At 37.8% G+C, this 12,868-nt stretch carries 11 protein-coding genes; 2 read left to right on the top strand and 9 right to left on the bottom strand.

The annotated features are described in order from the left end of the window. Nucleotides 1–5: 5 nt before the first annotated feature. Both EG339_RS12700 and EG339_RS12695 read right to left on the bottom strand, forming a co-directional pair. Nucleotides 6–1,757 carry a cbb3-type cytochrome c oxidase subunit I gene (locus EG339_RS12700; RefSeq protein ID WP_123870366.1) on the bottom strand — a complete coding sequence of 584 codons (1,752 nt, stop codon included), beginning with the start codon at nucleotides 1,755–1,757 and terminating at the stop codon, nucleotides 6–8. A gap of 81 nt (nucleotides 1,758–1,838) precedes the next feature. After that, nucleotides 1,839–2,078, bottom strand: a complete 240-nt coding sequence (locus EG339_RS12695; RefSeq protein ID WP_123870365.1) for a hypothetical protein — start codon at nucleotides 2,076–2,078, stop codon at nucleotides 1,839–1,841. 150 nt (nucleotides 2,079–2,228) lie between these two features. On the opposite strand from EG339_RS12695, the gene lgt reads away from it, so the two are divergent. Beyond that, the gene (gene lgt / locus EG339_RS12690) at nucleotides 2,229–3,065 is read left to right on the top strand and encodes a prolipoprotein diacylglyceryl transferase (RefSeq protein WP_123870364.1); all 837 of its coding nucleotides are present in this window, start codon (nucleotides 2,229–2,231) and stop codon (nucleotides 3,063–3,065) included. Nucleotides 3,066–3,137: 72 nt separating this feature from the next. Here the strand turns inward: lgt and EG339_RS12685 are convergent, their stop codons facing one another. Next, nucleotides 3,138–3,893, bottom strand: coding sequence for an SDR family oxidoreductase (locus EG339_RS12685; RefSeq protein WP_123870363.1), 756 nt, complete (start codon nucleotides 3,891–3,893; stop codon nucleotides 3,138–3,140). Between the two features lie 694 nt (nucleotides 3,894–4,587). Between EG339_RS12685 and EG339_RS12680 the strand changes: the two genes are divergently transcribed. Then, nucleotides 4,588–5,016, top strand: a complete 429-nt coding sequence (locus tag EG339_RS12680) for a cold shock domain-containing protein (RefSeq protein ID WP_065396973.1) — start codon at nucleotides 4,588–4,590, stop codon at nucleotides 5,014–5,016. Nucleotides 5,017–5,203: 187 nt separating this feature from the next. On the opposite strand, the gene EG339_RS12675 is transcribed toward EG339_RS12680, so the two are convergent. From EG339_RS12675 to EG339_RS12650, 6 genes are all read right to left on the bottom strand, one after another. Further along, entirely contained in the window at nucleotides 5,204–6,646 is a 1,443-nt protein-coding gene (locus tag EG339_RS12675; RefSeq protein WP_123870362.1) for an efflux transporter outer membrane subunit, read from the bottom strand. Further along, entirely contained in the window at nucleotides 6,627–9,749 is a 3,123-nt protein-coding gene (locus EG339_RS12670; RefSeq protein WP_123870361.1) for an efflux RND transporter permease subunit, read from the bottom strand. Before EG339_RS12670 ends, EG339_RS12675 begins: the two co-directional genes overlap by 20 nt. Before the next feature lie 28 nt (nucleotides 9,750–9,777). Next, nucleotides 9,778–10,866, bottom strand: coding sequence for an efflux RND transporter periplasmic adaptor subunit (locus EG339_RS12665; RefSeq protein ID WP_123870360.1), 1,089 nt, complete (start codon nucleotides 10,864–10,866; stop codon nucleotides 9,778–9,780). A gap of 60 nt (nucleotides 10,867–10,926) precedes the next feature. Next, nucleotides 10,927–11,259, bottom strand: coding sequence for a hypothetical protein (locus EG339_RS12660; RefSeq protein ID WP_123870359.1), 333 nt, complete (start codon nucleotides 11,257–11,259; stop codon nucleotides 10,927–10,929). 275 nt (nucleotides 11,260–11,534) lie between these two features. Further along, entirely contained in the window at nucleotides 11,535–11,987 is a 453-nt protein-coding gene (locus EG339_RS12655) for an SRPBCC family protein (RefSeq protein ID WP_123870358.1), read from the bottom strand. Between the two features lie 69 nt (nucleotides 11,988–12,056). After that, nucleotides 12,057–12,734 (bottom strand): TIGR02117 family protein, encoded by a 678-nt coding sequence (locus EG339_RS12650; protein WP_378113301.1) that lies wholly within the window; start codon nucleotides 12,732–12,734, stop codon nucleotides 12,057–12,059. Nucleotides 12,735–12,868: the final 134 nt, after the last annotated feature.

Genomic DNA, 12,868 nt, shown 5'->3' with positions numbered 1-12,868 from the left:
AAATTTTAAGTATTAAACTCAGTATTCCCGAATTGCTTTTTAGCTGCTAAAATTTGTGCAGGAGTTTTCGGAACTTTTATTTCGTCACTCTTTTTCACCATGTTATAAAAATTATAGGCAAAAATGAGATGAGAAACCCACATCAGAGATCCACCGATAGCCCTCCATAACCAGAAAGGAGCCATATTGATTACTCCTTCTATGAAAGGTTTTTTCTTAATCCAAAGCTGCCCGGTCTGTGTTCCGCCAATCATCAGAGAAATAACATAAAACAGTAATCCTATCAGAGCCAGCCAGAAGTGAATTCCTACCCATATTTTAGGAGGTTCTTTTCCGGTAAGCTTTGGTACTAATGTATACGTAAACCCCCAAAGCATGAAAGTAATGATCCCATACATCGTAAGGTGGGAATGGGCAACTGTGAAATCTGTAAAATGCCAAAGCAGATTGGTATATCTGAATGCTTCCACGGTTCCCTGAAATGATCCTGTGAAATAAAATATGATAGACATAAAATAGAAAGGAAGTGTATAGCTTGTCTTAAGCTGATACCAGGCTCCGTTAAATGTCAGAAGAAAATTAGCTGTTCCTGCTGCTACAGGGATTAACATCCCGACGCTTGCAATAATTGCCGTTGTCTGCAGCCGCCAGGGAATAGCACTGAAAATAAAATGATGAGTCCCAATTAATGTATAAAATAAGGTATGAGTCCAAAATGCCAGCACACCTAAACTATATGAATAAATAGGTTTATTGAGCTGTTGGGGAAGAAAACAATACATTAATCCAAGATTAATCATCATGAACCACATTCCTATTGCCTGATGCATATAATACCCCTGAATAATGGTTTCTCCAACACCATCCTGCCATATCGGGATATAGGCAATCACTATAACGAGAACAATAAACATTGTTCCGGATACAATATACCAATTGGAAAGGTAAATTTCTTTGGTAGTCCGATGAACAATAGGCTTAAAAAAATTATGCAGTGAAAGAGCAACCCCAATTCCGAAGGTTATCATAATAGGCCAGATATATTCCCTGTATTTCCCTCCTCCGTTATTTACACCGGAAAGAACACTTATTGTTCCTGTAAGAACTGCCAAATTCACTAAAATAAGAGAGGCATACCCTTGCCTGATATTAAATTTTTCAACATTACTTACCCTGGGAATGACATAGTGTGCTAATCCTAACATTGCCAATGATGCCCATCCCCAGAATACTGCATTGGTGTGACCAGGTCTCAGCCTTCCATAGCTGAACCAACTTGTATGCTCAACATCCGGAGCTACAAGCTTAATACCTGCATACAAGCCAAAAGTTGTTCCCAGAACCAGCCAGAAAATAGCGGTCCCCAGGAAATAAAGAATAAGCCGGCTCAACTCAGGAGAGATATATTTCCGGAAGGAAGATGTCCTTCTTTTAGTAGGAAATACCCTTAATTCTTCTACTGAATTTATATTCTGAATAACTCCTTTGGTATCTGCAGGAGGTAAAGTCCCCGACAGGTCATTTTCAGGGGGCGTAAAGTTCAATTCTTTTTCCCTCTGTTCATAAGCCGCAATCTCTTCGGGAGAAAGATGTTCTATTTCTTTTTTAACCTCAGCGGATTCTTTTCGCTTTAATATTTTACCATAAATAGATAAAAATTTAAGAACCACAACGATAAGCCCGGCTATAATAACCATTAATGTGAGCAATAAGGTAATCTGTATCCCGGTTTCTTTAAATAATGCAATATCTGCCATAACAGTATTATTATGGATTAATGAATGATGCGTACTCCTGATGTATGTCTTCAACAGGTTATTGATGTTTTTCGAAAAAGGTTACCCCACCTTTTCTGAAATATGTTGCTTTCTGCTTTTTTTAATAGAATCCACATCATAGGATGTGCTGTCTACAGTAGCTGTATTATCTGCTGAATCCGGTGAGATCTGGGCTGAGCCGGAAGTGAGGCTGTCGGAAGCCATGATGGTATCCGTATTCGTCCGTTGGGCCTGAGGCTCTTTTTTGCAGCTGACTACAAAAAAGCTTGCCAGTAGGGTGAATGTTACAATAGATTTCATATAATAAATTTTGTGGTGTGTGATATCAAAAGTAGAAAACATGACTTTAAAACTTTATGACTCAGGTCATAGGACTTAGCAGATGCCCTGTTTTCACGAGAAAATCCTATTTTCTTATCTTTGCATCCGTAAAATCCGATAACAATATCAATGAGTTTATTATATATCAACTGGGATGTGAATCCCGAAATCGTCAATATTTTAGGTGTTCCTATTAAATACTATGGCCTGCTGTTCCTTTCAGGACTTGTATTATGTTTTAACATTTTAAAAAGCATCTATAAAAAAGAAAAATTAAGTGTACAGGCGCATGATGCCCTGTTTTCATATGCGCTTATCGGAATATTAGCCGGTGCAAGATTAGGACATTGTATCTTTTATGATTTCGATTATTATTCCCAGCATCCGTTAGAAATTTTCCTACCGATCCAGAGAGGTCCGGATGGTGCTTACCACTTTACCGGTTATGCAGGACTTGCAAGCCATGGAGGCGGAATTGGACTGATGATTATGCTGCTGATCTATTCCAGGAAGTTTAAAATTTCATTAATGACGGTATTAGATGCTATCGCGATTGTATTACCATTGGGAGGTGTTTTTATCAGGCTTGCCAATCTTATGAATTCGGAAATCATCGGAACCCCTACTAATGTTCCATGGGCTTTTATTTTTCGTCAGGTAGATAATCTTCCGAGACATCCTGCACAGCTTTATGAGGCAATTTCTTATTTTATTATATTCCTCCTTGTCTATCTTATTTACAAGAAAGATATCTTCAGGATCGGGAAAGGATTTTATTTCGGAATCAGTATTCTTTTAATCTTTATCATGAGAATCCTGATTGAGTTTATAAAGGTAGACCAGGTAGAATTTGAACATGGAATGAGCCTAAATATGGGACAGCTTTTAAGTATTCCATTTGTTCTTCTGGGACTTTTCTTCATTATCAAAAGCGTATTGGAAAAAGGAAAGATGAAAACAGTATAATTCTTTCCAAAAATAAATAAAAAACTCACTGAAAGTTGTTTTCAGTGAGTTTTTTTTTAAATACGTTTCAGATTATCTTGTTGTATAACCGCCATTGGCAAAAATTGTTTGTCCGGTGATCCACCAACCGTCAGTTACCAGGAACTCTACCAATGGAGCGATGTCCTTGATATCGGTAAGTCCGCCCAATGCAGATGCTGATTTGTGATAAGCTACGGCATCATCTGTTTCCTGCCCATAGAAGAACGGAGTATCCATTGGACCGGGCGCTACAGCCGTTACGGAAATTCCTCTGGCTCCAAACTCTTTAGAGGCAGCTCTTGTAAAATGCTCTACCGGTGCTTTTGCTCCCGCATAAGTGGAATACAATCCTGTATAGGCAGCCAGTAGTGAAGTTACAATGGTACAGATCTTCCCGTGGTTATTTATCTTTTTACCCGCTTCCTGTAAAAAGAAATATGCTGATTTTGAATTCACATTAAACATGGTATCATATTCTGCTTCTGTAGTTTCTGAAAATGGCTTTTTCAGTACCATTCCTACCGTATTGATCGCAATATCCACTCCGCCAAAACGGGAAATAGTTTCATCAAAAAACTTGGCAATATTATCTACTTTGGTAAGATCTCCCTGAAATAAAAATGCTTCAGCTCCCAATGCCTGAACTTCGGCCAGCGTTTTTTCACTTTCTGCTCTGGAACTTTCACTATTGTAATGTATAGCCAGTTTAGCTCCTTTTGCAGCAAAATCTCTGCTTAATAATCCGCCAAGGTTTTTACCTCCTCCGGCAATTAAAACAACTTTTCCGTTTACATCTTGTGTTGACATTATTTTTAATTTTTAATTGTTGATGAAGCAAAGATGAATAATAAAAGTGGTCTCAACATGGTGAAATTTTCGGGAATTTAACTAAAGTTTCGGAGGAGGCTGAGTTTTTGGGATGAAAAAATATTAAAAATTTATATAAACATATTAATTCCAATATCCTGTTATCTTCCAAGCAGATAGAGTTTACATCCTGTTTATTTAATTAAACACATGCTTAACTTTTCCAGCTTAAGTGAATTTTAGGCACAGCATTTGATGCTCTCCCACCCGTATTAACACACACCATTTCATTCTTAATATATTTTTTTTAATCCTCAGCTTACTGGGGATTTTTTGTGAAAAATATTCAAGGCTGCTTTATCCCTCTGTAAATAAGAACATACGGATAAAACCATTTCTGATAATCAATCATTTAAAAACAGTTTTATTCATTTTATTATTGTATATTTGCATATTATTAACCAAAGTCACTACTTTGTTTTCTGTAACGACTCAGAATATACGTATTCAGTCTTTGCTTTTTGAGCAGCCATATTTTTAACTTTTATTCTTCTACCCAGAACAATACTTGTCGGAATTTTAAAGCTCTGTATGATTAGGAAACCCAGAACAGGAAACATCGACGGGCTTTAAGGTCTAAGACAGGCCGGAGTGAACAATACAATTAATAGAAACTAAATACTAAAAATAATTTATGGCAGATTCTTTTTCTAAAAAGGAAAATTTCAAGAAAAAAATTCAAAAGCAAAAAGAAAAAGCGCTAAGACGCGAAGAACGTAAAACGAACAACAACAAAGGTAAGGACATGGAGGATGTCTTCATGTACGTAGATGAATTCGGAAGATTAACATCTACTCCGCCAGAACAAAGACAGGAAGTAAATCTTGATGACATTCAGTTGGGGGCAGCTCCTATTATTGAGGAAGATCCAAGAAAAACAGGGATTGTTACCTTCCTTAGCGAAAAAGGATATGGTTTCATTACTGAAGATAACACCAAAGAAAATATCTTCTTCCACAATAACAACTGTGCAGAACCCGTAAAGAAAGGAAACAAAGTTTCTTTTGAGAAAGAAAAATCTCCGAAAGGATTTTCTGCAGTTGAGATCCAGATTGTTAAATAAGATCAACATATTCTGCAGTGTTTTGCAGATATGTTTTTAAACTATACAGAGACCGTCTTAATGATGGTCTCTTTTTTTATCAATAATCATCAGAATCAAAAAGAAGCTGCCTCACACCGAGACAGCCCCTTTTTCATCGTAAAAATAAAATGACCGGTTCAAAAAACCGAAAAAATTCTGCTTATTTCTAATTCAGGTTTCCTCCTAAGGCTTTAAACAAAAGAACATTATTTCTGGTATTCTGATGCTGGAACTGTAACAGATCAAGTTCAGCCGTCAGTTTACTTTTCTGTGAGTTAATCAGTTCAAAATAATTCGCGTACCCTGTCAGATACAAATCATTGGAAACCTCAACCCCACGGTCCAGAAAGCCTACTTCTTCTGATTTTAATTTTAAAACCCTTTCATAGATCCTAGTCTGTTTCAAAATAGACTGCAATTCATTGAAAGCTGTGGTAATGCTCTTCTGATAATTTAAAAAAGCAATCTCCTGTTCTTTACTGGCAACTTTAAACTCATATTTCAGCTGGCCCTTATTAAAAACAGGAACCATTAATCCACCTAATAGCTGTCCTGCCAATGAACTTGGTTTGAAAAGTGTTTCTACAGAGAAAGAATTTATCCCTATTCCGGCTCCAAGGTCAATTTTAGGATAAAAAGCAGCTCTTGCAGCCTTTGCATCTGCCTGCGAAGCTTCCAACACATAATAATTGGCTGCCACATCCGGCCTCGCATGGATAACTGCTTCTACATTGATAGTTTTGTTTAAAACGTCCATATTGGTAGGCATTAGCGTTTTACCACGTTTTACCTCTCCACCATAACTTCCCGTTAAAGTTGTAATAGCCTGTTCAACAGTTACAATTTCAACTTTAATATGCTCTATTTCTGCCAGCCAGTTGTTATTCTGAGCTTTGAACTGTTGTACTGCAAGTTCTGTTGCTTTTCCCACTTCACGTTGAGCCAGGACAATTTCAAAGGCTCTCTGCTGAAGGTTATAGTTCTTCTGATAAATTGCCAGGCGGTTATCTAAGGCTACCAGCTGATAATAAAGGTTCGCAATATCTGTGAAAAGCTCTACCTGAAGCAATCGCAATCCTTCTGTAGAGGCCAGATATTTCTTCTGGGCAGCAATTTTCTTGTTCTTTAGCTTGCCCCATGCATCAATTTCCCAGCTGCTTCTTGCTCCAAGCCAATAATTAGGAGTAAAATCACGGTTGATCTTCTGTTCTTCCGTGATATTGGGGGAAAGATTGGTGTCATAGTTCCCCACTCCCTCCATCGTATATTTTCCATAGCGGTTTCCTGTGGCTTCTGCCCCTACTTCAAGGGAAGGCAAAAGATCCATCTTTGATCTCTGCAAGAAACTGTTGGCAATTTCCACTCTCTGCTGTGCGATCTGAAAATCCGGATTAGCCTGTACCACTTTATCAAAAAGCTCAAGCAGGTGTGCATCGGTAAAATAGGCTTTCAGGTTCAATTGCTGAAATTCTTCCGAGCTGGCTGCTCTGGCCGGTATTTCCGGAAGCGTCTGAGCTTTTTTAATATCAGCAACCTTTGGAACAGCACATGAAACCAAGCTTAAGGCAGCTATACCGTATAATATATATTTATGATTTAATCTTTTCATCTTTCTTCTTATTTTCAAGTTTTGCAAAGAATATATACAGCCCCGGAATTATGACCAGTCCGAAAACAGTTCCTATAAGCATTCCTCCTGCTGCTGCCGTACCAATGGAACGGTTACCGATGGCTCCAGCTCCTGATGCAATGCATAATGGAATCAACCCTGCTACAAAAGCAAATGAGGTCATCAGAATAGGTCTAAGACGCTGCCTTGCTCCTTCAATAGCTGCGGGAATAATATCATAGCCCTGTTTATTTCTGGCTACGGCAAATTCTACGATAAGAATTGCATTTTTTGCTAAAAGCCCGATCAGCATGACTAAAGCTACCTGTGCATAGATATTATTATCCAATCCGGCCATTACCAATGCGATATAAGAACCAAAAATTCCTGTTGGAAGACTCAATAGTACAGGCATCGGAAGAAGGAAGCTCTCATATTGAGCCGCTAATAACAGATATACGAAAAGCAAACAGATCAGGAAAATATATACGGTCTGATTTCCTGATAAGATTTCTTCTCTTGTCATCCCCGACCATTCAATATCAAAACCTCTCGGAAGGCTTTCTTTAGCTACACGTTCTACAGCTGCAATAGCATCCCCAGAACTGTAACCTTCTGCGGGTTCTCCGTTAATCATAGCTGACATATACATATTGTACCTCGTTAATACTTCAGGCCCATATACTTTTTCAATGGTGATAAATGTTGAAAATGGAACTATTTCCCCTTTATCGTTTTTCAGGTATAAATTCAAAATACTTTCAGGAGTATCCCTGTGTTCCGGACTTGCCTGAACCATTACTTTATACATCTGGCTGAAACGGATAAAATTGGTTGCATAATAAGAGCCCAGCATCGTTTGTAATGTGGACATGGCATTGTCTACAGATACTCCTTTCTTTGCAGCCATATCATAATCTACATTAATCATGTATTGCGGAAATGTAGCATCAAAGCTGGTAAAGTTATTCTGCAACTCTGGGGCTTCATTCAGTTTTTTAACAAAGTCTTTGGTGATTTTATCAGTATTTTCGATAGATCCGCCTGTTCTGTCCAGTAAACGCAATTCAAAACCGCTTGTATTTCCGAATCCCGGAACGGTGGGTGGAGCAAAGATTTCGATCTGGGCATCGGCAATTCCTTTTGTTTTCTCTGATAGTTCTGTAATCAGCTCGTCAACTGAAATAGATCTTTCTTTCCAGTCTTTAAGGTTAATCATCGCCATTCCGTAAGATGAGCCGGCGATTTCCGTTACAATACTGTATCCAGCCAAAGTTGTCACGTTTTCTACTCCGTTTATTTTCTTGGCTATTACCGTTACTTCATCCAATACCTTTTCTGTTCTTTCAACCGTTGCTCCCTGAGGAGTGGTTACACTTACATATACCATTCCCTGGTCTTCCATCGGTATAAATCCGGTTGGAAGGAACTTACTCGTCACAAAAGTTAATCCGATAAACAGGAATAGCAAGCCAAAGGTAACAGTAGTCCTTGTCGCAAATTTTGATAAAATCCCAACATAGCCATTCGTTAGTCTCTCAAAACCTGTATTGAAGCTCTGGAAAGCCCTGTCAATGACTGTTTTCTTTTTATTGTGATCATGAGGTTTTAAAATAATGGCACATAATGCAGGAGTAAGCGTTAATGCATTTACCCCGGAAATCACAATACTAATAGCCAGCGTTAATGAAAACTGGCGGTAAAATACTCCCACCGGGCCATCCAGGAAAGCCACCGGAATAAATACAGCAGACATTACAATAGTGATAGCCACTACTGCTCCTGCGATTTCTTTTGTAGCACTGATGGTTGCATCCATAGCATTCATGCCTTCTTCCATCTTTACATGGACGGCTTCTACAACAACAATGGCATTATCCACCACAATACCGATAGCCAGTACCAGGGCAAATAGTGTTAATAAGTTAACTGAAAAATCCAGCATATTCATAAAGGCAAAGGTTCCTACTAACGCAACAGGAACAGCCAATACAGGAATTAATGTGGAACGCCAGTCCTGAAGGAAGATAAATACCACGATTCCTACCAGAATAAAGGCTTCAATAAGAGTTGTTAATACCGCACTGATAGAAGCATCAAGGAATCTGGAAACATCATAGGCCATGTTATATTCCATTCCCGGAGGGAAGGACGTGACTTTCAATTCTTCCATTTTTGCCTTCACACTTTCAATTACTTCAGAAGCGTTGGAACCCGGACGCTGCTTCATCATGATGGAGGCAGAGGGTCTTCCGTCTGTTTTGGAAACCATTCCATAATTCATTGCCCCGAATTCCACCTTGGCAATATCTTTAAGTTTCAGGATTGTTCCGTCTACATCTGATCTGATCGGAACTTCTTCGTATTGTTTAGGTTCAAAGAATTTCCCTTTATATTTGATAACATACTGAAGCTGGCTGGAAGTTTTTCCTGAGGTTTCCCCTACTTTTCCCGGTGCTGCCGAAATATTCTGTTTCTGCAGCGAAGTAATAACCTCATCTGCCGAAATATTATAGGCTGCCATCTTCTGCGGATCAAGCCATACCCTCATGGAGTATTCTTTCTGTCCCATGATTTCGGCACGTCCTACTCCATCAATACGTTTCAGTTCCTGAAGAACGTTAATATCCGTAAAGTTATAGATGAACTGTTCATCCTGACTTGGGTCTGTACTCGTAATGTTGAGGTACATCAGCATGCTGTTCACCTCCTTTTCAGTAGTTACCCCGGCACGGATCACTTCTTCAGGAAGTTCATCAAGAATGGTTGTTACCCTGTTCTGCACGTTTACTGCCGCTACATCAGGATCTGTTCCCACTTCAAAGAAAACCTGGATAAGGGTAAGCCCGTCATTGGAAGTCACTGTTGACATATATGTCATTCCCGGTACTCCGTTGATGGCACGTTCCAATGGCAATGCAACTGCATTGGCAGATACTTCGGCATTGGCACCGGTATATTTTGCGGTTACCGTTACTGAAGGCGGTACAATATCCGGGAACTGGGTAATCGGCATCTTTAATAACGCCATAATTCCCAGCAATACAAATAATATAGAAATAACCAACGAAAGAACCTTTCGTCTTATAAACATCTCTACCATAATAAGTTGATTTAAAGATTATGAAAGGTTAATATTTCTTTTTAATTTTAATGATATCCCCATCCTTTAAGGACTGAGTACCTTCATAAATGATTAAATCTCCCTTTTTAAGGCCGCTTTCCACCATATAGGAATCTCTTAATGTAGTTCCGATCTTAATGTTTGTCATTTTCACCTTATTCTTCTTATCCACTACAAAAACATAGGTTTTATCCTGAATAGAGAAAGTTGATTTTTGCGGAATAAGAATCGCGTTATCCTGATTTTCGGAAATAATCAGTTTTCCTGACGTACCATGTTTAATCAGACGGTCCGGATTCGGGAAAAGAGCTTTGTACCGGATAGATCCCGTAGTTCTGTCAATTTCTCCTTCAGCAGTCTTTAAAGCTCCATTAAACTGATAATTCACTCCATTTGGCAGGGTTAATTCAATCTTCTGATGATTTCCTATCTTATCATTGGCTAAAAGCTCAAAATACAGGTTTTCCGGAATTGAAAAATAAGCGTACACTTCATTGAGCTGAGATAAGGTTGTGAGTAAAGTTCCGTTTTCCACCAGACTTCCGTCTTTATGAGGTATCACGTCAATTACACCATCAAAAGGGGCAGTAATCTTTGTAAAACTTATTTTCTGCAGTACTGCTCTTCTTTCTGCATCTGCAAAAGCATGTTTAGCCTGAGCAGATGAAAGCTTTGCCTTCACCATTTCCAGCTCGTTATTGGCAACAAATTTTTTAGCATGAAGACTCTGGATCTGTTTCAGTTCTACTTCAGCAATACGGACATCGGCCTGAGACTGTTTCAAAGCTGCATTGGCTTTTAGAAGCTCCATCTGTAATTCGGCATCATTGATCTTAAATAAAGGCTGTCCCTGATGAACAAACTGACCTTCATTCACATAGATATGCTGAATAATTCCCCCAATCCTGGAACGTATCTCCACGTTTTTCTTAGCCTGAATATCCGTCACAAACTGATTGCTTACCAAGGTATCTTTTTCCTTGATTTCCAATACGGGAACTTCTTTTTCTTTTTGATTGTTTTTTTTCTTGTCTTTATTGCATGACACTGCGAATAATATTGCAAAGCTGCAAATTATTACATTTTTAAAATACATTTCTGAATGTTTAGGTTATAAAATCTTCGTTAAAACAAATTGGAATTCAACAACTTAAACCTAATACAACTGGAGGAGATGGAGAAAAGACTTTACTCCACAAATAATGGAAACGGCAATGTCAGGAAGTGTGATTTTCGGAGCAATTTTTAAAGCTGCTGAGAAATTTCCGGTTGCAGCATCATCTTTACGAAGTGAATGCTTTACAATTTTAGAAGCAGCAGGCAATGCATGCGTGTTCATATCTGCTTCCTCGTAAACATCCAGCAACTGGATATTGTTTACATGCGGAATGTGAGGTATATTCTGCAATGACTTTTCTGCCCAATTCGAATTGAATAGGGTAAAGACGAGCAGGATATAGAAATAGAAAAATGACCTCAGACTTGCCATGTCAACAGAATACTTAGTTTTTCAGTAAAAACGATAGTGGTGCAAAAATAAGAAATTTTGATGGAGTTACCGTTCTTTAACTGTTAAAAAAACTTAAACAATGCTTATAAAATCATGTTTGTTTTGATAAATAATGAGATTCTTTCTCCGTCAGAATAACAAAGAAGCTCTTTATTTGTTATCTCACTGATTTAGCTGATATGGCAGATCGTAAATTATAAATATGTGGGCTATGCGGGAAATACTTTTGTCCACCAAACAACACCTTAGTTTTTTTAAAATACTTTACTCAGTACCCTGAAACGATAATCAAAGATATAATCCAGTTTCTTTTTCACGAATAAAGAATGGGCAATTTCTCCCAGGAAGCCCATTGGCAGTTCATAATCTGTAGTATCTCTCATTAAAACGCCTTCATCGTTGGGAATAAACTCATGATGATGTTTCCATAATTTGTAAGGCCCTTTTTTTTGGAAATCTATAAAACTTTTCTGAAAATCTATATGCGTAATTTCAGTCTGCCATTTCATTTTAATTCCAAATAATGGTGAAACATAGTAATCAATGAGCATTCCTTCATAAATTTCATCATCTTCCATTTCTGTTACTAATGTGAATCCCATATCTTTTGGAGTTATTTCCGAAAGGTTATTGGCTGAGGAAAAAAACTTCCATGCGGTTTTTAGATCACAGTTCAGTTGCTGTTCACGGAAAAGCTTATGTTTCATCTTACGTCTTTAATTATATCTACTTTTTTCTTTTAACAATAAGTAATAGCGTAAAAATAGATTTAATACCTATTTATAATGCTGGAAAATTCCAAAGTCTGACGGTGTCCAAAGAGCAGCTTTCTGTCCTGCAGCTTTCAGTGCATTATTTGTCCAAGTGTTACAGGTATAAAGAAAGCTATAGGTTCCTTTGGCATCATAAAATGCATCATTATCTCCATACACAGCATTGGTAGGAATTAATATGAACTTCCCGTTCGGGTCTCTGTCAAACTTATCTTCTACAAATTTGATTAGATTCTCATACTGGCTTCTGCTGATCATGATCATTTTACAGTCTTCCCCTTCTTTCATCTCATAATAATAAGTGCAGTGCATAGCCGAATCACTTAGCCAAAATGCGGCTTTTACAGCTGTTGAAAACTTCAGGTCTGCCCAGGTTGGAGTATCGAGGTAAAAGCCTTTGTCTCCCCATCCTATTCCGATATATTGATAATCTGTTTTCTTGGATTTTGTGTTTGCAAAAGGAATCATAAGACTCCAGTCTTTGAGATCGTTCTTTACTGGCATTACAATATCCGTATGCACGCCGTTGGTATAAATATAAACAGGAATATCTTTCTGTTCACCATCATCTTTGGCAGAAACCGGAATGAAAGGGATCAGTAATCCGAGGAGAATATAAACAATTACAATTCCTAAAATAATACCTACAATTTTCAGAATCAATATTAATATAGTTTTCACAGTCATGTTTTTGAATAAAATTTAATATATAATTTTTCGTAAAAGTATTTGTTTTAATCGAAAAAATGGCTATATTTAATTACGAAATATTCACAAATATGCGTAAAAATACAAAGTCACAGAAAAGATTTAAA

Source organism: Chryseobacterium bernardetii, from assembly GCF_003815975.1.
In the GTDB taxonomy this organism is placed as follows: domain Bacteria; phylum Bacteroidota; class Bacteroidia; order Flavobacteriales; family Weeksellaceae; genus Chryseobacterium; species Chryseobacterium bernardetii.
This window is presented reverse-complemented; position numbering and strand designations above follow the sequence as displayed.

What these genes read in the sequence shown, in the direction of transcription:
- EG339_RS12700 (WP_123870366.1), bottom strand. Translation starts at nt 1,757, where the DNA reads ATGGCAGATATTGCATTATTTAAAGAAACCGGGATACAGATTACCTTA.
- EG339_RS12695 (WP_123870365.1), bottom strand. Translation starts at nt 2,078, where the DNA reads ATGAAATCTATTGTAACATTCACCCTACTGGCAAGCTTTTTTGTAGTC.
- lgt (WP_123870364.1), top strand. Translation starts at nt 2,229, where the DNA reads ATGAGTTTATTATATATCAACTGGGATGTGAATCCCGAAATCGTCAAT.
- EG339_RS12685 (WP_123870363.1), bottom strand. Translation starts at nt 3,893, where the DNA reads ATGTCAACACAAGATGTAAACGGAAAAGTTGTTTTAATTGCCGGAGGA.
- EG339_RS12680 (WP_065396973.1), top strand. Translation starts at nt 4,588, where the DNA reads ATGGCAGATTCTTTTTCTAAAAAGGAAAATTTCAAGAAAAAAATTCAA.
- EG339_RS12675 (WP_123870362.1), bottom strand. Translation starts at nt 6,646, where the DNA reads ATGAAAAGATTAAATCATAAATATATATTATACGGTATAGCTGCCTTA.
- EG339_RS12670 (WP_123870361.1), bottom strand. Translation starts at nt 9,749, where the DNA reads ATGGTAGAGATGTTTATAAGACGAAAGGTTCTTTCGTTGGTTATTTCT.
- EG339_RS12665 (WP_123870360.1), bottom strand. Translation starts at nt 10,866, where the DNA reads ATGTATTTTAAAAATGTAATAATTTGCAGCTTTGCAATATTATTCGCA.
- EG339_RS12660 (WP_123870359.1), bottom strand. Translation starts at nt 11,259, where the DNA reads ATGGCAAGTCTGAGGTCATTTTTCTATTTCTATATCCTGCTCGTCTTT.
- EG339_RS12655 (WP_123870358.1), bottom strand. Translation starts at nt 11,987, where the DNA reads ATGAAACATAAGCTTTTCCGTGAACAGCAACTGAACTGTGATCTAAAA.